Here is a 244-nt window from a genome sequence, read left to right on the forward strand (position 1 = left end):
ACTTGTTTTGACACAAGTTCAGCTAAAAGAATGTTTCTAAAACGCAAATTTCGTTTCGTTTATCCAGTTTTCAAGGATCAAGTTTTGATGAAATTAATGGTGGAGCCAAGGAGGATCGAACTCCTGACCTCCTGCTTGCAAGGCAGGCGCTCTCCCAGCTGAGCTATGGCCCCGCAAATTCCATCAAAACCGAACAAATGGAAACACGTCATGTTTTGTACCGTTCCGTTACAGGAACGAGGTA

General features: G+C 43.9%; 1 tRNA gene. It reads right to left on the reverse strand.

What is annotated here, in order from left to right:
* Positions 1 to 97: 97 nt before the first annotated feature.
* A tRNA-Ala gene (locus tag IM700_RS23010) sits at positions 98 to 173 on the reverse strand.
* Positions 174 to 244 lie beyond the last annotated feature (71 nt).

Source organism: Paenibacillus rhizolycopersici (assembly GCF_014947195.2).
GTDB classification, from domain to species: Bacteria; Bacillota; Bacilli; order Paenibacillales; family Paenibacillaceae; genus Fontibacillus; species Fontibacillus rhizolycopersici.